At 62.3% G+C, this 18,262-nt stretch carries 21 protein-coding genes; 20 read left to right on the top strand and 1 reads right to left on the bottom strand.

The annotated features are described in order from the left end of the window. The first annotated feature begins 11 nt into the window (after positions 1 to 11). The 17 genes from rpsN to guaA all read left to right on the top strand — a co-directional run bounded on the left by rpsN (position 12) and on the right by guaA (position 13,623). Positions 12 to 317: a 30S ribosomal protein S14 gene (rpsN, locus tag ENHY17A_RS14460; RefSeq protein ID WP_159713853.1), complete on the top strand. Its 306-nt coding sequence runs from the start codon at positions 12 to 14 to the stop codon at positions 315 to 317. Between the two features lie 10 nt (positions 318 to 327). After that, positions 328 to 723 (top strand): 30S ribosomal protein S8, encoded by a 396-nt coding sequence (gene rpsH, locus ENHY17A_RS14455; protein WP_159713851.1) that lies wholly within the window; start codon positions 328 to 330, stop codon positions 721 to 723. Beyond that, positions 723 to 1,256, top strand: a complete 534-nt coding sequence (gene rplF / locus ENHY17A_RS14450; protein WP_159713849.1) for a 50S ribosomal protein L6 — start codon at positions 723 to 725, stop codon at positions 1,254 to 1,256. Before rpsH ends, rplF begins: the two co-directional genes overlap by 1 nt. Beyond that, positions 1,256 to 1,612 carry a 50S ribosomal protein L18 gene (gene rplR / locus ENHY17A_RS14445; protein WP_159713847.1) on the top strand — a complete coding sequence of 119 codons (357 nt, stop codon included), beginning with the start codon at positions 1,256 to 1,258 and terminating at the stop codon, positions 1,610 to 1,612. Before rplF ends, rplR begins: the two co-directional genes overlap by 1 nt. Before the next feature lie 3 nt (positions 1,613 to 1,615). Beyond that, positions 1,616 to 2,362: a 30S ribosomal protein S5 gene (gene rpsE, locus ENHY17A_RS14440; RefSeq protein ID WP_159713845.1), complete on the top strand. Its 747-nt coding sequence runs from the start codon at positions 1,616 to 1,618 to the stop codon at positions 2,360 to 2,362. A 6-nt stretch (positions 2,363 to 2,368) separates the two neighbouring features. Then, positions 2,369 to 2,563 carry a 50S ribosomal protein L30 gene (gene rpmD, locus ENHY17A_RS14435; RefSeq protein ID WP_159713843.1) on the top strand — a complete coding sequence of 65 codons (195 nt, stop codon included), beginning with the start codon at positions 2,369 to 2,371 and terminating at the stop codon, positions 2,561 to 2,563. 96 nt (positions 2,564 to 2,659) lie between these two features. Then, entirely contained in the window at positions 2,660 to 3,223 is a 564-nt protein-coding gene (rplO, locus tag ENHY17A_RS14430; RefSeq protein ID WP_159713841.1) for a 50S ribosomal protein L15, read from the top strand. A gap of 297 nt (positions 3,224 to 3,520) precedes the next feature. After that, entirely contained in the window at positions 3,521 to 4,888 is a 1,368-nt protein-coding gene (gene secY, locus ENHY17A_RS14425) for a preprotein translocase subunit SecY (RefSeq protein WP_159713839.1), read from the top strand. Positions 4,889 to 4,928: 40 nt separating this feature from the next. Further along, positions 4,929 to 5,591 (top strand): adenylate kinase, encoded by a 663-nt coding sequence (locus tag ENHY17A_RS14420; RefSeq protein ID WP_159713837.1) that lies wholly within the window; start codon positions 4,929 to 4,931, stop codon positions 5,589 to 5,591. Positions 5,592 to 5,791: 200 nt separating this feature from the next. Next, on the top strand, positions 5,792 to 6,313 hold the full coding sequence (locus tag ENHY17A_RS14415; protein ID WP_159713835.1) for an SRPBCC family protein: 522 nt from the start codon (positions 5,792 to 5,794) through the stop codon (positions 6,311 to 6,313). Positions 6,314 to 6,512: 199 nt separating this feature from the next. Further along, positions 6,513 to 6,881, top strand: coding sequence for a 30S ribosomal protein S13 (rpsM, locus tag ENHY17A_RS14410; RefSeq protein ID WP_159713833.1), 369 nt, complete (start codon positions 6,513 to 6,515; stop codon positions 6,879 to 6,881). Positions 6,882 to 6,976: 95 nt separating this feature from the next. Next, positions 6,977 to 7,366 carry a 30S ribosomal protein S11 gene (rpsK, locus tag ENHY17A_RS14405; protein ID WP_159713831.1) on the top strand — a complete coding sequence of 130 codons (390 nt, stop codon included), beginning with the start codon at positions 6,977 to 6,979 and terminating at the stop codon, positions 7,364 to 7,366. Between the two features lie 113 nt (positions 7,367 to 7,479). Further along, entirely contained in the window at positions 7,480 to 8,547 is a 1,068-nt protein-coding gene (locus ENHY17A_RS14400; protein WP_159713829.1) for a DNA-directed RNA polymerase subunit alpha, read from the top strand. A gap of 185 nt (positions 8,548 to 8,732) precedes the next feature. Next, entirely contained in the window at positions 8,733 to 9,155 is a 423-nt protein-coding gene (gene rplQ, locus ENHY17A_RS14395; protein WP_159713827.1) for a 50S ribosomal protein L17, read from the top strand. Between the two features lie 83 nt (positions 9,156 to 9,238). Beyond that, positions 9,239 to 11,392, top strand: a complete 2,154-nt coding sequence (locus ENHY17A_RS14390; protein ID WP_159713825.1) for a prolyl oligopeptidase family serine peptidase — start codon at positions 9,239 to 9,241, stop codon at positions 11,390 to 11,392. Positions 11,393 to 11,430: 38 nt separating this feature from the next. Then, positions 11,431 to 12,015, top strand: coding sequence for a hypothetical protein (locus tag ENHY17A_RS14385; RefSeq protein WP_159713823.1), 585 nt, complete (start codon positions 11,431 to 11,433; stop codon positions 12,013 to 12,015). Positions 12,016 to 12,066: 51 nt separating this feature from the next. Then, on the top strand, positions 12,067 to 13,623 hold the full coding sequence (gene guaA, locus ENHY17A_RS14380) for a glutamine-hydrolyzing GMP synthase (RefSeq protein ID WP_159713821.1): 1,557 nt from the start codon (positions 12,067 to 12,069) through the stop codon (positions 13,621 to 13,623). Between the two features lie 241 nt (positions 13,624 to 13,864). On the opposite strand, the gene ENHY17A_RS14375 is transcribed toward guaA, so the two are convergent. Beyond that, the gene (locus ENHY17A_RS14375; RefSeq protein WP_159713819.1) at positions 13,865 to 15,085 is read right to left on the bottom strand and encodes an NADP-dependent isocitrate dehydrogenase; all 1,221 of its coding nucleotides are present in this window, start codon (positions 15,083 to 15,085) and stop codon (positions 13,865 to 13,867) included. Between the two features lie 146 nt (positions 15,086 to 15,231). Here ENHY17A_RS14375 and ENHY17A_RS14370 point away from each other — a divergent pair, with 146 nt between their 5' ends. The 3 genes from ENHY17A_RS14370 (at position 15,232) to rpsB (ending at position 18,094) form a co-directional block, all read left to right on the top strand. Then, positions 15,232 to 15,963 carry a phosphatidylserine decarboxylase gene (locus tag ENHY17A_RS14370; RefSeq protein ID WP_159713817.1) on the top strand — a complete coding sequence of 244 codons (732 nt, stop codon included), beginning with the start codon at positions 15,232 to 15,234 and terminating at the stop codon, positions 15,961 to 15,963. Then, on the top strand, positions 15,963 to 16,766 hold the full coding sequence (locus ENHY17A_RS14365; RefSeq protein ID WP_159713815.1) for a CDP-alcohol phosphatidyltransferase family protein: 804 nt from the start codon (positions 15,963 to 15,965) through the stop codon (positions 16,764 to 16,766). The genes ENHY17A_RS14370 and ENHY17A_RS14365 overlap by 1 nt, the downstream gene beginning before the upstream one ends. A gap of 413 nt (positions 16,767 to 17,179) precedes the next feature. Continuing rightward, complete coding sequence (rpsB, locus tag ENHY17A_RS14360; RefSeq protein WP_159713813.1) at positions 17,180 to 18,094, top strand: 30S ribosomal protein S2; 915 nt, start codon at positions 17,180 to 17,182, stop codon at positions 18,092 to 18,094. The last annotated feature ends 168 nt before the right edge of the window (positions 18,095 to 18,262 follow it).

Here is an 18,262-nt window from a genome sequence, read left to right as displayed (position 1 = left end):
GAACTTAAGTCATGGCGAAACTGAGTTCGATCAACAAGAACGAGAAGCGTCGCAAGATGGTCGCGAAATACGCGCCCAAATATGCGAAGCTCAAGGCGATCGCGAACGACGAAAGCCTGGATGAGACCGAGCGTCTTATCGCTCGTCTCAAGATGGCGGAGCTGCCACGTAACGGCAATCCGACGCGCATCCGCAATCGTTGCGAACTGACCGGGCGTCCGCGCGGTTACTATCGCAAATTCCGTCTCGCACGCGTGATGCTGCGCGATCTTGCCACGCGTGGCATGATCCCGGGCGTCGTGAAGTCGAGCTGGTAAGGATCACAAGATGGCTTTGACCGATCCCCTGGGTGATATGCTCACCCGCATCCGCAACGGCCAGCGCGCGCGCAAGGACAGTGTCCTGACGCCTGCGTCGAAGCTGCGTGCCCGCGTCCTCGACGTGTTGCAGCGCGAAGGCTATATTCGCGGTTATTCCGAAGAGCAGATGGGGCCTGCCGCTGGCATCCGCATCGAGCTTAAGTATTTCGAGGGCCAGCCTGCGATCAAGCATGTCGCTCGCGTCTCGAAGCCTGGTCGTCGCGTCTATTCGGCTTCGAAAGAGCTGCCGATCGTCCGCAACGGCTTGGGCATCACCATCGTATCGACGCCGCGTGGCGTTCTGTCCGACGCCGAAGCGCGCGAACAGAATGTTGGTGGCGAAGTGCTCGCGGAGGTGTTCTGATGAGCCGCATCGGTAAAAAGCCGATCACCGTCCCTGCGGGCGTGACGGCGACGATCGAGAACGGGATCGTCAGCGTGAAAGGCCCCAAGGGCACGCTGACCATGCCGGTGTTCGACGACATCAAGTACGAGAATGTCGATGGTGGCATTCTGGTCGCGCCGGCAAATGATACCAAACGCGCCCGCGCGTTTTGGGGGATGCAGCGCACCATGGTGCAGAACCTGGTCACCGGTGTGACCGACGGGTTCAGCAAGAAGCTGTTGATCACCGGCGTCGGCTATCGTGCCAGCGTCAACGGTCGCAAGCTGAAGCTGCAGCTCGGCTACAGCCATGATGTCGATATGGAAGTGCCCGAGGGCATCGACGTGAAGACACCCGATCAGACCACGGTCGAAATCTCGGGCATGGACAAGCAGAAGGTCGGCCAGATGGCCGCGGAGATCCGTCGTTGGCGCAAGCCCGAACCCTATAAGGGTAAGGGCATCAAGTATGACGGCGAGTTCATCTTCCGCAAGGAAGGGAAGAAGAAGTAATGACCAAGGGTCTCTCACTCTTCGAGAAGCGGCGTCGCCGCAATCGTACTGCGCTCAAGGCGCGTGGATCGGGCCGTCCGCGGCTTTCGATCCACCGTTCGGGCCAGCACATCTATGCCCAGGTGATCGACGACGCGGAAGGCAAGACGCTTGCCGCCGCATCGACGCTGGACAAGGACGTGCGCGGCAAGGCCGGCGCGAACAAGGAAGCAGCCGCCGAAGTCGGCAAGCGCGTGGCGGAAGCCGCCAAGAAGGCGGGCGTGACGCAAGTCGTGTTCGATCGTGGCGGGTTCCTGTTCCACGGACGCGTCAAGGCGCTGGCGGATGCCGCGCGCGAAGGCGGATTGGAGTTTTAAGGCATGGCTGACGAAAACAACCAGACCGCGCCTGCGGAAAACACCGGCGCGGCAGCTTCGGCACCCGCACCCGATGCGGGCGCACCGCAGGGCCGCGGCCCGCGTGGTGGCCGTGGTCGTGGCGGCCCCGGCGGCGGCGACAATCGTGGTCGCGGCGGTCGTGACAATCGTGGCGGACGCGACAATCGCGGCCGTGGCGGTCCCGGCAGCGACGATGGCGGCGAAGAGCTGATCGAAAAGCTGGTCCACATCAACCGCGTCTCGAAGACCGTAAAGGGCGGCAAGCGCTTCGGCTTTGCAGCGTTGGTCGTCGTCGGCGACGGCAAGGGCCGGGTCGGCTTCGGACATGGCAAGGCGCGCGAAGTGCCGGAAGCCATTTCCAAGGCGACGGCTGCTGCCAAGAAGGCGATGGTTCGCATTCCGCTGAAGGAAGGCCGCACGCTGCATCACGATGGCAACGGCCATTTCGGTGCGGGTCGCGTTACCCTCCGTACGGCACCGGCAGGCACCGGCATCATCGCGGGTGGCCCGATGCGCGCCATCTTCGAATCGCTGGGCGTGGCGGACGTGGTGACCAAGTCGGTCGGCACGTCCAACCCCTACAACATGATCCGTGCGACCTTCGAAGCACTGGGTGAGCAGACCTCGCCCAAGGCCGTCGCACAGCGTCGTGGCAAGAAGATCGCCGACCTGCTCGGCCGCGGTGGTTCGCAAACCGCCGAGGCGGACGCAGCAGCGGTCGCGGAGTAAGCGATAATGGCGAAGAAAGAAGCAGTCGCGACGGTAAAGGTGACCCAAACGGGTTCGCCGATCCGCCGTACCAACGATCAGCGCGCAACGCTGATCGGCCTGGGCCTCAACAAGATGCATAAGACGGTCGAGCTGAAGGACACCCCCGAGGTGCGCGGCATGATCCGTAAGGTTGCACACATGGTATCGGTCGAAGGCTAACTCTTCGACTTACCAGGTGACAGACAAGGGGGAGGGGGCTATGCGGCCCCCTTCCTCATTTTATCAGCGCGAACAAAGCGAAAGCGAGTGCAGACCATGAAACTCAACGAAATCCGCGACAATGACGGCGCCCGCAAGGGCCGGGTGCGCGTCGGACGCGGCATCGGCTCGGGCCTGGGCAAGACCGCAGGGCGCGGCCAAAAGGGTCAGAAGAGCCGTGGCGGCGTCGCCATCAACGGCTTCGAAGGCGGTCAGATGCCGCTCCACATGCGGCTGCCAAAGCGCGGCTTCAACAACATCTTCGCCAAGGATTATGCCGAAGTGAATCTCGGCGCGATCCAGAAGCTGGTCGATGCGGGTACGCTCGATAAGGGTGCGACGATCGATCACGCGGCGCTGAAGGCTGCTGGCGTCGCACGCGGCGGCAAGGACGGTGTCCGTCTGCTCGGCAAGGGCGAGATTTCCGCGAAGCTGAAGTTCGTCGTTGCCGGTGCGTCGAAGGGCGCGATCGAAGCGGTCGAAAAGGCTGGCGGTTCGGTCGAAGTAATCAACGTCGTTGCGGCTTCGGAAAAGGCTGCCGCCAAGAAGGGCAAGGCCCGTCTTGAGCGCATCGCCGACAAGGAAGCCAAGCAGAAGGCTGCCAAGACCGCCAAGGGCTAAACCCGTTACGTCCACCAATTCCGTTTGTCCCGAGTAGCCTTCGAGTAGCGGCCGCGGCCATGTATCGAGAAGGCATATCGAGGGAGGTGTCCAAAGTGGGCGCTGTCTCGATACGGGTTCTCGACAAGCTCGAACCCTACTCGACACGAACGGATTTCGGTGGGCGACCCCGGATTGGGGTGCATGGGAAGGGGATTTCACAATCCCCCTTAGACAAGCTGGGCAAGACCCCTATATGGGCGGCGGGGGCGCGTGTAACGCATCTCCGCCGCTTTTGTTTCCGGGACGATTTCTCATATGGCATCCGCAGCCGACAACATGGCCTCCAACATCAACCTGTCGAAATTCGGCAAGGCGACCGAGCTTAAAAAGCGCCTTTGGTTTACGCTGGGCGCGCTCGTCATCTTTCGGTTGCTCAGCTATGTGCCGCTTCCCGGTATCGACCCGACCCAGTTGAACCTACTCGCCGAGCAGACCCAGGGCGGTGTCCTCGATTTCTTCAACACCTTCTCGGGCGGTGCGCTCGAGCGGATGTCGGTCATCGCGCTGGGCGTGATGCCTTACATCACCGCGTCGATCGTCGTGCAGCTCGCGACCAGTCTTTCCCCCCAGCTCGCCGCCATCAAAAAGGAAGGCGAAGCCGGGCGCAAGAAGCTCAACCAATATACCCGCTATGGCACGGTCGGTCTGACCGCGATCCAGGGTTATTTCATCGCCGTGGGCTTGGAGGCGTTCGGCGCCACCGCGGGCGCGCAGGCGGTGATCGAGCCGGGCTTCCTGTTCCGCATCGGCTGCGTGATCTCGCTGGTCGGCGGTACGATGTTCCTGATGTGGCTGGGTGAACAGATCACCAGCCGCGGTGTCGGCAACGGCATTTCTCTGATCATTATGGCGGGCATCGTCGCGCATCTGCCCACCACGTTGGTTCAGTTGTTCGAAAGCGGTCGTTCGGGCGGCATCAGCGCGATCAGCCTGGCGCTGATCGGCGTTGCGGTCGTCGGCCTGATCCTGTTCATCTGCTTCATGGAGCGCGCCCAGCGCCGCATCCTGATCCAGTATCCCAAGCGCCAGACCCAGCGCGGCGTACAGGCCGAGCGCAGCCATTTGCCGCTGAAGATCAACACCGCGGGCGTCATTCCGCCGATCTTCGCGTCTTCTCTGCTGCTGATGCCGCTGACGATCAGCCAGTTCGCCGGACAGGACGCCAGCCAGGCGGATACCGCTTGGGGCAGCTTCCTGATCGGGATGAACCAGTATCTGGCGCACGGCCAGCCGCTGTATATGGCGCTGTACGGCGCGGGCATCATCTTCTTCTGCTTCTTCTATACCGCGGTCGTGTTCAATCCGGAAGAAACCGCGGAGAATCTGAAGAAGCATGGCGGGTTCATCCCCGGCATCCGTCCGGGCAAGAATACCGAGAATTATCTCGATTACGTGCTGACGCGCATCACCGTGGTCGGTGCGGCCTATCTGACCATTATCTGCCTGTTGCCCGAATATCTGGTGTCGGCGATGTCGATCCCATTCTACCTCGGCGGCACTAGCCTTCTGATCGTGGTGAACGTAACGATGGACACCGTGACGCAGATCCAGTCGCATTTGCTGGCGCACCAGTATGGCGACCTGATCAAGAAGGCGAAGCTGAAGGGCGGGCGCGTCCGCTGATTTAGGCGGTCGATCGGCCAGGGCGAAGAGGGGCTGTGCTTTGAACATCATCCTGCTGGGACCGCCGGGTGCGGGCAAGGGCACCCAGGCCAGCCGTCTGGTCAGCGAGCGCGGCATGGTCCAGCTCTCCACCGGAGACATGCTTCGCGCTGCGGTGAAGGCAGGAACGCCGACCGGGCAAAAGGCAAAGGCAGTGATGGAGGCGGGGCAGCTCGTTTCCGACGAGATCGTGTCCGGGATCATCGGCGAAGCGCTCGACGCGCTGGGGCCGGAGACGGGCGTGATCTTCGACGGCTATCCGCGGACCGAGGCGCAGGCGCATTCGCTCGACGGGCTGCTGTCGGAGCGCGGACGCACGCTTCATCATGTGATCGAGTTGGTCGTCGATGAAGAAGCGTTGGTCGACCGCGTCACCGGGCGTTTCACCTGCGCCAATTGCGGGGCGGGCTATCACGATCGTTATAAGCTGCCCAAGGTCGAGGGCGTGTGCGACAAATGCGGGCACGGCGAATTCAAGCGCCGCCCCGACGACAATGCCGAAACCGTACGCACGCGGATGGCAGAATATCGCGCCAAGACCGCACCCATCCTGCCGATCTATGAAGCGCGCGGAATCGTCCAGCATGTCGACGGCATGGCTGACATCGCACATGTGTCGGACGCGATCGAAGCAATACTGGCACGCGAACCGCGCCCGGTTTGATTTCGGGGGCTGGATTTTCGGCCCTTACCCCTCCACCGTTCGTGCTGAGCTTGTCGAAGCACTGTCCTTCTTACCACGAAGAATAAGGACAGGGCTTCGACAAGCTCAGCCCGAACGGGGGTGGGTTTGGTCCTTTTAATTGCATGAGAAATCGAGGAAATCGTGATAGGTTTCGCGCTTATCGGAAAAGGGCGGAACCCATGCGCCTCGCACTCATCATCCCGGCACTGCTCGCAGCCGCGCCCATATCGGGAGAAGTCGTCAAGGTCGAAGGTTCGACCTTCATCGTCGAGCACGAGCTGACCGTCGCCGCGGCGCCCGATGCCGTATGGCGGTCTCTGGGCGAGCCTGCGCGCTGGTGGTCGAAAGCGCACAGCTGGTCGGGGGACGCGGCCAATTTTTCGATGCAAATGCGGCCCGGTGGCTGTTTCTGCGAGGCGTTGCCGGGCGGCGGCGGTGCCGAACATGCGCGGGTAGTGTATGTCGTGCCGACCAAGCTGCTGCGTCTGTCGGGTTCGCTCGGGCCGCTGCAACAGGGGGCGGCGATCGGCACGCTGAGCTTCGAGATGGCGGCCGAAGGGCAGGGAACGGCGCTGGTCGTCCGCTATGTTGTCAGCGGCTATACGGGCATGGACGCTGCTAAGCTGGCGCCGCTGGTCGATGGCGTGATCGGCGAGCAGGCGGCGGGGCTGAAACGTGCCGCCGAAGCGCCTGATCGCTGAGCGCAAGCGCGGCGCGACATAACGTGCCGCGCTCGGGTTGACTCAATCCGGACGCGGGCGTATCAGCGACCTATTCCGAAACCCGGTTGGCCGGCGGCGCTGTTTTCGCGCGCGCCGGTATCGTGCGTTTCCGAATATCAACGCGAAGAGATGGGGTCCGCTGCCATGCGACCCCGTGGAGCTGGGAGAAATATAGCTCATGGCACGTATTGCGGGTGTTAACATCCCGACCAACAAGCGCGTATTGATCGCGCTTCAGTATATCCACGGCATCGGCCAGACCAAAGCCAAGGAAATCATCGTAAAGCTGGGGATTGCGGACACTGCCCGCGTTCAGGATTTGACCGATCAGGAAGTCCTGCAGATCCGCGAAACCATCGACGCCGATCACACCGTGGAAGGCGACCTTCGTCGCCAGACCGCGATGAATATCAAACGCCTGATGGATCTCGCCAGCTATCGCGGCCTGCGTCACCGCAAGGGCCTGCCGGTTCGCGGCCAGCGCACGCACACCAATGCGCGCACCCGCAAGGGCAAGGCGAAGCCGATCGCTGGTAAGAAGAAGTAATTAGCGCAGGGCGCTAGTTACTCCGTCGGGGACAGGTTTGAGGCTGACCGCCCACCGCTCTCCGGACACGAGATTTCAGGTCAGGATAAGATCCAATGGCACAAGCACCGCAGCGTCTTCGCCGTCGCGAACGCAAGAACATCACCTCTGGCGTCGCGCATGTGAACGCCAGCTTCAACAACACGATGATCACCATCACCGACGCACAGGGCAACGCCATTTCGTGGTCGTCGGCCGGTACGATGGGCTTCAAGGGTTCGCGCAAGTCGACTCCCTATGCCGCCCAGGTCGCCGCCGAAGACGCCGGCAAGAAGGCCGCCGAGCACGGCGTCCGCACGTTGGAAGTCGAAGTGAAGGGCCCGGGTTCGGGCCGCGAGTCGGCGCTTCGCGCGCTTCAGGCGGTTGGGTTTCAGATCACCTCGATCCGCGACGTGACGTCGATCCCGCACAATGGCGTTCGTCCGTCCAAGCGTCGCCGCGTCTGATTTTTGAATTTGTGCCGGCGCGCGCATGCTCCATTTGTCGGGGTATTGCGCGGCCGGCGCGGCTATTTCCGGCGGGATAGCGCCTTTGTCCCGCCCAACCTTAGGGGAAGCCCGTGTCTGTCAATGCTAAGAACTGGCAGGAACTCAAGAAGCCCAACGGTCTCGAAAAGAAGGCTGGCGGGGATCCCAAGCGCAAGTCGACGTTCGTCGCCGAGCCGCTGGAGCGCGGTTTCGGCCTGACGCTCGGCAATGCGCTGCGTCGCGTGTTGCTGTCGTCGCTTCAGGGTGCTGCCGTTACCTCGATCAAGATCGAGAACGTGCTTCATGAGTTCTCGTCGCTCGCCGGTGTGCGTGAAGACGTTACCGACATTGTCCTGAACGTAAAGCAGATCGCGATCCGCATGCAGGGCGAAGGCCCCAAGCGGCTTCAGCTTTCGGTGACCGGTCCGGCCGAAGTCAAGGCAGGCGACATCGCGGTGTCGGGCGATATCGAGGTGATGAACCCCGAGCTCGTGATCTGTCATCTGGATGATGGCGCGACGCTGAACATGGAACTGACCGCCGATACCGGCAAGGGTTATGTCCCTGCGGTGCAGAACCGTCCGGTGGATGCGCCGATCGGCCTGATCCCGGTCGACGCGCTGTATTCGCCGGTCCGTCAGGTCAGCTACAAGGTCGATCCGACCCGCGTCGGGCAGGATCTGGACTATGACAAGCTGACGCTTTCGGTAGAGACCGACGGCACGATCGCGCCCGAAGATGCCATCGCCTATGCGGCGCGCATCCTTCAGGATCAGCTCGCGCTGTTCGTCCACTTCGACGATTCGGCAGTTGCACGTTCGGCTCCGGTCGGCGGCGCACCTGCCGCGGCAACCGGTGGCGAGACCGCAGGCGATACCGCGCAGATCAATCGTTACCTGCTCAAGAAGGTCGACGAGCTGGAACTGTCGGTGCGTTCGGCGAACTGCCTGAAGAACGACAACATCATCTATATCGGCGATCTGGTCCAGAAGACCGAAGCCGAGATGCTGCGTACGCCTAATTTCGGTCGCAAGTCTCTGAACGAAATCAAGGAAGTGCTGTCGTCGATGGGCTTGCGTCTGGGGATGGAAATCCCTGGCTGGCCACCCGAGAATATCGAAGAGATGGCGAAGAAGCTGGAGCAGGAAATTTTGGGCTGAGCCTGAGGCTCAACCCAAACCTCGTCATCCCAGCGCAGGCTGGGATATCAGGCTGCCAGCGAGCGGTCTGAGGCATGAGGCCCCAGCTTTTGCTGGGGTGACGGATATTAATTGGGTGGCTTACCGTCCCACCTGGCTCGGGGATCTCCGTAAAACGGCCCCGATACGAACGAGAAGGAAATACCATGCGTCATCGCGTAGGCGGCCGTAAGCTTCAGCGGACCTCGGCCCACCGCATTGCCCTGTTCCGCAACATGTCGGCAGCGCTGATCAAGCACGAACAGATCACCACCACCGTCGCCAAGGCAAAGGAACTGCGCCCGTACATCGAAAAGCTGATCACGCTGGCGAAGAAGGGCGGGCTTTCGAACCGTCGTCTCGCGCATGCGCGTCTGCTCGACGACGCGCAGCTTCAGAAGCTGTTCGACACGCTGGCCACACGCTATGCGGATCGTAATGGCGGTTATACCCGCGTCATCAAGATGGGTCCGCGCATGTCGGACGCGTCGCCGATGGCGATCATCGAATTCGTCGATCGCGACGTGTCGGCCAAGGGCCAGGATTCGGGTCCGGTGATGGGCGACGAGGATTTCGAAGACGCGGCGTAATTCGTCCGTATCATTCGATACTTGAGCAAGAGGTCGCCCCTTTCTAGGGTGCGGCCTCTTTCTCGTTTCGGAGACATTGTTTCATGCGCCGTATGTCGCTGCTCGCCCTGCCGCTGCTGTTCGCAGCCCCCGTATTTGCCCAACCCATATCGGAGACAACGACCAGCATGACTGCACCCCTGAACTATCCCGATACGCGCCGTGTGAACGTGGTGGACGAGCAGTTCGGGGTGAAAGTGGCGGACCCGTATCGCTGGCTGGAAAACGACGTCCGCGAGTACAAGGAGGTCGCAAGCTGGGTCGCGGCGCAGAACCAGGTGACCGACGCTTATCTGGCGACGTTGCCGGGCCGCGACATCTTCAAGCAACGGCTGACCGCTCTGTTCGATTACGAGCGCTTCGGTATTCCCGTCCACAAGGGCGACCGTTATTTCTACAGCCATAATTCCGGGCTTCAGAATCAGGCTGTGCTGTATGTCCGTGATAGCCTGAACGGACAGGGGCGGGTGCTGATCGACCCCAACACCTGGTCAGCCGATGGCGCGACGGCGCTTGGCGAATGGGTGGCCAGCGAGGATGGCAGCAAGATCCTTTATACCATTCAGGACGGCGGATCGGACTGGCGCACGGTCAAGGTGCTGGACGTCGCGACGGGTAAGGAAACCAGCGACACGGTCGAGTGGGTGAAGTTCTCCAACCTAGATTGGGCGAAGGACGGATCGGGCTTCTATTATTCGCGCTTCGAACAGCCTGCCGAGGGGCAGGAGTTCCAGGCGCTGAACGAGAATCAGAAGGTTTATTTTCACCGTCTGGGCACGCCGCAAAGCGCCGACACGCTGATCTATGCGACGCCCGACCGGCCCAAGCTGGGCCATTTTGCCAGCGTCACCGATGACGGGCGCTGGCTGATCATTACCACCAGCGAAGGCACCGACAATCGCTACGAAGTGACTTTGCTCGACCTGTCGAAGCCGGGCGCGAAGCCGCGCACGGTCATCCAGGGGCTGGAGAACGACTGGACCGCGATCGGCAGCAGCGGCGAAACGCTCTATTTCACGACCAACAAGGACGCACAGCGTACCAAGGTCGTGAAGATGGACGTGTCGGGCGCGACGCCGGTCATCACCGATCTGGTGCCGCAGGACGATGCAGTGCTGTCGGGCGCATCGATCGTCGGCGACCGCTTGATGCTCGCCTATCTGGTCGATGCGAAGACCGAAGTGCGGCGCTTCACGATGGACGGCAAGCCCGATGGTGCGATCACGCTGCCGGGCATCGGCACGGTTGGCGGGGTCGCGGGCGATCAGGGGCGCGACGAGGCGTTCTTCGCCTTCACGAGCTTTGCGACGCCGACCACCATCTATCGTTACGACGTGAAATCAGGTGCGATGACGCCGTGGGCGCAGCCGAAAGTCGATTTCGACCCCGCGCAATATGATGTCACCCAGCGTTTCTATAATTCGAAGGACGGCACCCGCGTCCCCATGTTCATCGTCCGCAAAAAGGGGATGACAGGCCCCGCGCCGACGTTGCTCTACGCCTATGGTGGCTTCAACATTCCCGTGCTGCCGAGCTTCGCCTCGTCGCGCGTCGCGTGGATGGAGCAGGGCGGGGTGCTGGCGGTCGCGAACATTCGTGGCGGTGGCGAATATGGCAAGGCGTGGCACGATGGCGGGCGTCTGGCCAATAAGCAAAACGTGTTCGACGACTTTATCGGCGCGGCCGAAGACCTGATCGCGCAAGGCGTGACGACCGAGGACAAGTTGGCGATCCAGGGCGGGTCGAACGGTGGCCTTCTGGTCGGTGCGGTCACCAATCAGCGCCCGGAATTGTTCGCGGCGGCACTGCCTGCGGTCGGCGTGATGGACATGACCCGTTTCGACAAGTTCACGGCCGGGCGCTACTGGGTCGACGATTACGGCTATCCGGCGAAGGAGACCGATTTCAGGGCGCTCTATGCCTATTCGCCGTACCACAATGTTGCTGAGGGCAAGGAATATCCGGCGATTCTGGCGACCACGGCGGATACCGACGATCGTGTGGTGCCGGGTCACACCTTCAAATACACCGCAGCGATCCAGGCCGCGGATATCGGACCGAAGCCGCATCTGGTGCGCATCGAAACCCGCGCTGGGCACGGTTCGGGCAAGCCGACGGACAAGGTGATCGAGGAGACCGCCGACCTGTGGGCTTTCGCGGCGAAGTGGACGGGAATGACGGTCAAGAACGTCGAGTAAGCGGGAACGCGCACAGCCGCGCGGTCGTTGGCAGGTGCATGAAAACCATGTTCCTGTTCGCCGCGCCGCTGGCGCTGATCGCCTGTTCGGAAGCGCCGGTGTCGAATGATGCCGACGTTGACGTGGCGGCGCCGACGAATGTAGGTCAGCCTGAAGGGATGCCGACGGAACCATCGCCGCCGCCGCCAGCGGAAGAACCGGTCGTCAATGCGCCAGAGCCCGCGATCGGCGAGACCCAGGGCGGGGACGGGTCGGAGATTGCGCTCGCCCCACTCCAGCCCGACGACGCAGCCGACCTGCCTGGCGAACTCGCCTGTGGCTTCCGGCTTGCAGACGCGCGTCAATCTTTGATGATCGCGCGCGCCGATGTCGGCGATGACGCGCGCGGCGTCGCGGTGATCCGCAATGGCGGTTACGCCGAGCGCTTGATGGCGCGCTCTGCTGGGGGCTTCGGCGCGATGGAGCGTGGCATCGCATTCGGCGGGCGCGGCATGACCGTGACGATCGATCGCGGCGAGCGCAGGTCGGGTGGCGAATCGCCTGCCTATGCCGCAACCTTGCTGGCGCAGCGCGCCGACGGGGCTGAGCGGCGCTATCAGGGGCTGTGGACCTGCGGACCCTGATCTCAGGATCGCCCCTTTCCCAGCCGCGCGCTTCTGGCTAAGCGGTCGCGCATGGACAGCCCCACGCAGAACATCCTCATCGTCGATTTCGGCAGCCAGGTAACCCAGCTGATCGCGCGCCGCGTGCGCGAGGCGGGGGTCTATTCCGAGATTGCGCCCTTCACGACTGCCGCCGAGGCGTTCGAGCGCTTGAAGCCGGCGGGTGTGATCCTGTCGGGCAGTCCCGCATCGGTGCTGGACGCGGAATCGCCGCGCGTGCCGGACGTGATCTTCGACAGCGGATTGCCGGTGCTGGGCATCTGTTACGGGCAACAGGTGATGATGCACCAGCTGGGCGGCGAAGTGACGCTGGGCGATTCGGGTGAATTCGGGCGTGCGTTTATCGAGATCGCCGATCGCTGCGAGCTGTTCGACGGCATGTGGGCTGAGGGTGAAACGCATCAGGTGTGGATGAGCCACGGCGACAAGGTGACGGCGCTGGCTGACGGGTTCCGCCCGGTCGCGTCCAGTCCCGGGGCGCCCTTTGCGGTGATCGCGAACGACGCGAAGCGCTATTATGCGATGCAGTTCCACCCCGAGGTCGTGCACACCCCCGATGGCGGGCGGCTGATCGCCAATTTCGCGCGCCATGTCTGCGGTTTGGCGGGTGATTGGACGATGGCCGAGTTCCGTGACGCCAAGATCGCCGAAATCCGGGCGCAGGTGGGCGATGGCAAGGTCATCTGCGGCTTGTCCGGCGGGGTCGATTCAGCGGTGGCGGCGGTGCTGATCCATGAAGCGATCGGCGACCAGCTGACCTGCGTGTTCGTCGATCACGGATTGATGCGGGCAGGGGAAGCCGATCAGGTCGTCAGCCTGTTCCGCGGCGCTTACAACATCCCGCTCGTCCATGTGAACGCCGAGGCGCTTTTCCTGAATGGCCTGGCCGGGCTGACCGACCCGGAGGCAAAGCGGAAGTTCATTGGCAAGACCTTCATCGATGTGTTTGAAGACGAAGCCAAAAAGATCGGCGGTGCGGGTTTCCTCGCGCAAGGCACGCTATACCCCGACGTGATCGAAAGCGTCAGCTTCACCGGCGGGCCGTCGGTGACGATCAAGAGCCACCACAATGTCGGCGGCCTGCCCGAGCGCATGAACATGCAACTCGTCGAACCGCTACGCGAATTGTTCAAGGACGAGGTTCGCGCGCTGGGTCGTGAACTTGGCCTGCCGGAGATTTTCGTCGGGCGGCATCCGTTTCCGGGGCCGGGGCTGGCGATCCGCATTCCCGGGGAAGTCACCAAGGAACGCTGCGATATCCTTCGAAAGGCGGACGCAATCTATCTCGAGGAAATCCGCAACGCCGGACTGTACGACGCGATCTGGCAGGCGTTTGCCGTGCTGCTGCCGGTTCGCAGTGTCGGGGTGATGGGCGACGGGCGAACCTATGACAATGTGCTGGCATTGCGGGCGGTGACGTCGACCGACGGAATGACCGCGGAAGTATTCGGTTTCCCGGGCGATTTCCTGCCGCGGGTGGCGACGCGGATCGTCAACGAGGTGCGCGGCGTGAACCGCGTAACCTATGACTACACGTCGAAGCCGCCGGGGACGATCGAATGGGAATAAATCGGACGAAGTGACCGCGCGGGGCGCGGTCACCCGATTTATTCGGCGCGGTAACGCGCCGCCACGTCAGTAGCCAAATTTATCAACGTCATTCCCGCGAAGGCGGGAACCCATAATATCCGACATGGCTTATGGATTCCCGCCTCCGCGGGAATGACGGGCTTGCAGGTATTCGGGGTCAAACAAAAAGCCGCCGAAAGCGAATGCTTCCGGCGGCTTTCTAGTAACCTGAACGAATAGCTTACTGCCAGCTACCCATTTCGGTTTCGAGGTTGGCGCGGATTGCTTCGAAGAACTGCTCGGTCGTCATCCAGGGCTGGTCCGGGCCGATCAGGATCGCGAGATCCTTGGTCATTGCACCGCTTTCGACGGTCTTGATGCAGACCGCTTCCAGCGTTTCGGCGAAGCGCACGACGTCGGGCGTTTCGTCGAACTTGCCGCGATATTTTAGGCCGCCGGTCCATGCGAAGATCGATGCGATCGGGTTGGTCGAGGTGGCTTTGCCCTGCTGATGCTGGCGATAGTGGCGCGTGACAGTGCCGTGCGCCGCTTCCGCTTCGATCGTCTTCCCATCGGGAGTCATCAGGACCGAAGTCATTAGGCCCAGCGAGCCGAAGCCCTGTGCGACCTGATCCGACTGCACGTCACCGTCGTAGTTCTTGCAGGCCCAGACGAATTCGCCGTGCCATTTCAGCGCGCTGGCGACCATGTCGTCGATCAGGCGATGTTCGTAGACGATGCCCGCATCCTTGAACTGCGGCGCAAATTCCGCTTCGAACACTTCCTGGAAAATATCCTTGAAGCGACCGTCATAGGCCTTGAGGATCGTGTTCTTGGTCGACAGGTACACCGGCCAGTTGCGGCCGAGACCATAGTTCAGCGATGCGCGGGCAAAGTCGCGGATCGATTCGTCGAGATTGTACATGCCCATCGCGACGCCCGATGCGGGGAAATCGAACACTTCATGTTCGATCGTCTGGCCGTCGGTGCCTTCCCATTTCATGGTCAGCTTGCCGGCACCAGGAACCTTGAAATCGGTCGCCTTATACTGGTCGCCGAACGCGTGACGGCCGACGACGATCGGCTTGGTCCAGCCGGGGATCAGGCGTGGCACATTGTTGATGACGATCGGTTCGCGGAAGACGACGCCGCCCAGAATGTTGCGGATCGTGCCGTTGGGCGAGCGCCACATCTTTTTCAGGCCGAATTCCTCGACCCGCTGTTCGTCGGGGGTGATCGTCGCGCACTTCACCCCGACGCCATGTTCGCGGATCGCGTTGGCGCTGTCGATCGTGATCTGGTCGTTGGTTTCGTCGCGCTTTTCGACGCCGAGGTCGTAATATTTGAGGTCGATGTCGAGATAGGGGAGGATCAGCCGTTCGCGGATCCATTCCCAGATGATCCGGGTCATTTCGTCGCCGTCGATCTCGACGACCGGATTCTTTACCTTGATCTTCGCCATCTATCTCTCGCTTGTCTGTGAGGAGGGGTTGGCAGGCGTCCTAGGGGCAGGCGGGGCCGGGATCAACCGGGGCAGGGCGAGCCATGGCGGAACGCTTCGACCAAAGCGGCATTGTATTGCGTGAACCCCGTAGTTAGACCGCGACCATGACATCACTCGAAAAGCCGCCGGTCGGCACCGTGACCGCGAAGTGGCGATTTCCAAGCGTTCATCCCGAAGGGCGCAAATATCTGGCCATTTCCGGCGCGGTGACGCTGCTCGGGCTTTGGCTCGGCGGATGGTTCCTGTTCTGGCCGCTGGCTGGGTTTACGCTCTGGGTCGCGGCATTCTTTCGCGATCCGGTGCGGACCACGCCTCAGGGCGATGATTTGATCGTATCGCCCGCCGACGGGCTGGTTTCGATGATCGAGCGCGTGCCGTTGCCGCCGGAGTTGGCAGGCGACAATGCGCTGGGCGACAAGTCGCTAGTGCGGGTTTCGATCTTCATGTCGGTGTTCGACGTTCACATCAATCGCGCGCCGATCCCCGGCACCGTGCGCGATGTCGTCTATATTTCGGGCAAGTTCCTGAACGCCGAACTCGACAAGGCGAGCGAGGAAAATGAGCGCCAGCACATGGTGATCGAGGGGGTTCGCGGCGAGCGCATCGGTGTTACCCAGATCGCAGGGCTGCTTGCACGTCGCATCCTGACCTTCGTGAAGCCCGGTGACATGGTGGTCGCAGGGCAGCGGTTCGGCCTGATCCGTTTCGGCAGCCGCGTCGATGTATGGCTGCCCGACGATGTCGCGCCGCAAGTCGCGCTGGGACAGCGCGCGATTGCGGGTGAGACCGTGATCGGGCGTCGCGGCGCAACGCCCGCCACCGGTGTCGCCCAATAATGCGTGCACCCCGGCAAGCTCGCGGAATCCCGCTGCGCGCGCTCGCGCCCAATGCGATCACCGCGGCGGCGATGTGTTTTGGCCTGTCGGGCATTCGCTTTGCGATTTCGGGCGAATGGGAACGCGCGATCGTGATGATCATGATCGCAGGGTTGCTCGATGGACTCGACGGGCGCGTCGCGCGGGCATTGCGCGGGGAAAGCAAATTCGGCGCGGAACTCGATTCGCTTTCGGACAGTCTGGCGTTCGGGGTTGCACCTGCGCTGATCGTCTATCTCTGGTCGCTGGTGACGGTGCCGCGCTGGGGCTGGGCGATCGCGCTCGTCTATGCAGTGTTTGCAGCGCTTCGCCTGGCGCGGTTCAATGCGCGGATCGATCTGGCGGAACAGCCGCATAAATCGGCGGGATTCCTGACCGGGGTTCCGGCACCCGCAGGCGCGATCCTGGCGTTCCTGCCGCTTTATCTGTGGATCTGGACCGGCGAACCCGTGTTCCAGTCACCCTATCTGGTCGGCCCGTGGCTGTTGCTGTGCGCCGTCCTGTTGGTGTCCAGCATCGCTACTTATTCGCCATCGTCTGTGAAGCTGCGGCAGAACATACGGTTCGAGGCGATCGTAATCGTCGCGGCGGTCGCGGCGGCGGTGATTTCTGCGCCCTGGCCTGCACTATCGGTGATCGCAATCCTGTATTTGCTATCGATCCCGTTTTCGGTCCGCTCTTATGGCCGGATCAAGCGGCAGCGCGCCAATCCGCAGACTGCTGTGCCGCGTAACGCACCCGCACCGGAGCAGGACGAAGGCTGATACGAACGGCGGGCTGGGTCACGAAACGTGGGTCGGGCTGCCCGCGCAGCAGGGCGAGGATGACGTCGCTTTTATCGGCCAAGGTGGCGTGGATCGTCCACAGTGTGAACGCCAGCGCGCCTGCGAAAACCAGAATTGCGACCGTGATTGCCATGTTCGGCTCCATCGATTCCCGCCCCGGAGAGTCGGGCCGGTAACAGTCGGGTAACCATCTGGTTCCGCGAACCGCTGTTGAACATGGTATGTTCCATCTCTGTTCCCCATGTCAACGGTTGATTCGTCGAGGACACTCGGCTAATGGCGCATCCTCAATCCCGCATGGGAAGCAACATAACCCGGTGCCGATATGGGCTTTCGAAGTCCGACCTCGGTTCCCGCTTCCCAGAGGTTTAACCGGAAAAGGAACTGATCCTATGGCGGCACCTGTCGTCTCTATGCACCAGCTCATTGAAGCTGGCGCCCACTTCGGCCACCAGAAGCATCGCTGGAACCCGAAGATGAAGCCCTACATCTTTGGCGATCGCAACGGCGTCCACATCATGGACCTGTCGCAGACCGTTCCGCTGTTCGCGCGCGCACTCGAATTCATCAGTGCGTCAGTCGCAGGCGGTGGCAAGGTCCTGTTCGTTGGCACCAAGCGCCAGGCGCAGGACCCCGTCGCCGAGGCAGCGCGCCGGTCGGGCCAGCATTTCGTCAACCATCGTTGGCTGGGCGGGATGCTCACCAACTGGAAGACGATCTCGGGTTCGATCAAGCGCTTAAAGACGCTCGAAGAGCAGCTGTCGGGCGACACGCAAGGCCTGACCAAGAAGGAAGTGCTGAACCTGACCCGCGAGCGCGACAAGCTGGAGCTGTCGCTGGGCGGTATCCGCGACCTGAACGGCATTCCCGACATCATGTTCGTGATCGATGCGAACAAGGAAGAGCTGGCGATCAAGGAAGCCAACACGCTGGGTATCCCCGTCGTCGCGATCCTCGATTCGAACGTTTCGCCCGATGGCATCGCATTCCCGGTTCCGGCGAATGACGACGCGGCGCGCGCGATCCGCCTCTACTGCGAAGCCGTGGCGATCGCCGCGACTCGCGGTGGCCAGGAAGCCATGCAGAAGTCCGGCAAGGACATCGGCGCCATGGTCGAGCCGCCCAAGGAAGAAGCGCTGAGCGAGCCGGAAGCGCCTGCTGCCGTTGAAGCCGAGGCAGCACCCGCTGCCGCCGAAGCAACGCCTGCCGCAGCGGAAGCAGCACCCACTGCCGCCGAGCCGGAAGCGCCTGCGGCTTCGACCGAGCCGGAAACGGCAGCCGAGGGCGAGCGCCAGATCGACGCGTAAGGCGTCGGCATAGCTCTGGGCTTCGACAAGCCTATCAACCGTTCGTGCTGAGCTTGCCGAAGCACTGTCCTTCTCTTGTCACAAACAGGAAGGACAGCCCTTCGACAGGCTCAGGGCGAGCGGTTTTATATATTCAAGCTTTCGAGCCCCACGGGCTCCACAAACGAA

The sequence above is a fragment of the Sphingomonas sp. AX6 genome (assembly GCF_902506605.1).
In the GTDB taxonomy this organism is placed as follows: Bacteria; Pseudomonadota; Alphaproteobacteria; order Sphingomonadales; family Sphingomonadaceae; genus Sphingomonas.
Note: the sequence above shows the minus strand (reverse complement) of the source record. Positions and strands in the feature narration are given on the sequence as shown.

Coding starts and splice junctions, on each gene's coding strand:
- rpsN (WP_159713853.1), top strand. CDS start 12: ATGGCGAAACTGAGTTCGATCAACAAGAACGAGAAGCGTCGCAAGATG.
- rpsH (WP_159713851.1), top strand. CDS start 328: ATGGCTTTGACCGATCCCCTGGGTGATATGCTCACCCGCATCCGCAAC.
- rplF (WP_159713849.1), top strand. CDS start 723: ATGAGCCGCATCGGTAAAAAGCCGATCACCGTCCCTGCGGGCGTGACG.
- rplR (WP_159713847.1), top strand. CDS start 1,256: ATGACCAAGGGTCTCTCACTCTTCGAGAAGCGGCGTCGCCGCAATCGT.
- rpsE (WP_159713845.1), top strand. CDS start 1,616: ATGGCTGACGAAAACAACCAGACCGCGCCTGCGGAAAACACCGGCGCG.
- rpmD (WP_159713843.1), top strand. CDS start 2,369: ATGGCGAAGAAAGAAGCAGTCGCGACGGTAAAGGTGACCCAAACGGGT.
- rplO (WP_159713841.1), top strand. CDS start 2,660: ATGAAACTCAACGAAATCCGCGACAATGACGGCGCCCGCAAGGGCCGG.
- secY (WP_159713839.1), top strand. CDS start 3,521: ATGGCATCCGCAGCCGACAACATGGCCTCCAACATCAACCTGTCGAAA.
- ENHY17A_RS14415 (WP_159713835.1), top strand. CDS start 5,792: ATGCGCCTCGCACTCATCATCCCGGCACTGCTCGCAGCCGCGCCCATA.
- rpsM (WP_159713833.1), top strand. CDS start 6,513: ATGGCACGTATTGCGGGTGTTAACATCCCGACCAACAAGCGCGTATTG.
- rpsK (WP_159713831.1), top strand. CDS start 6,977: ATGGCACAAGCACCGCAGCGTCTTCGCCGTCGCGAACGCAAGAACATC.
- rplQ (WP_159713827.1), top strand. CDS start 8,733: ATGCGTCATCGCGTAGGCGGCCGTAAGCTTCAGCGGACCTCGGCCCAC.
- ENHY17A_RS14390 (WP_159713825.1), top strand. CDS start 9,239: ATGCGCCGTATGTCGCTGCTCGCCCTGCCGCTGCTGTTCGCAGCCCCC.
- ENHY17A_RS14385 (WP_159713823.1), top strand. CDS start 11,431: ATGAAAACCATGTTCCTGTTCGCCGCGCCGCTGGCGCTGATCGCCTGT.
- guaA (WP_159713821.1), top strand. CDS start 12,067: ATGGACAGCCCCACGCAGAACATCCTCATCGTCGATTTCGGCAGCCAG.
- ENHY17A_RS14375 (WP_159713819.1), bottom strand. CDS start 15,085: ATGGCGAAGATCAAGGTAAAGAATCCGGTCGTCGAGATCGACGGCGAC.
- ENHY17A_RS14370 (WP_159713817.1), top strand. CDS start 15,232: ATGACATCACTCGAAAAGCCGCCGGTCGGCACCGTGACCGCGAAGTGG.
- ENHY17A_RS14365 (WP_159713815.1), top strand. CDS start 15,963: ATGCGTGCACCCCGGCAAGCTCGCGGAATCCCGCTGCGCGCGCTCGCG.
- rpsB (WP_159713813.1), top strand. CDS start 17,180: ATGGCGGCACCTGTCGTCTCTATGCACCAGCTCATTGAAGCTGGCGCC.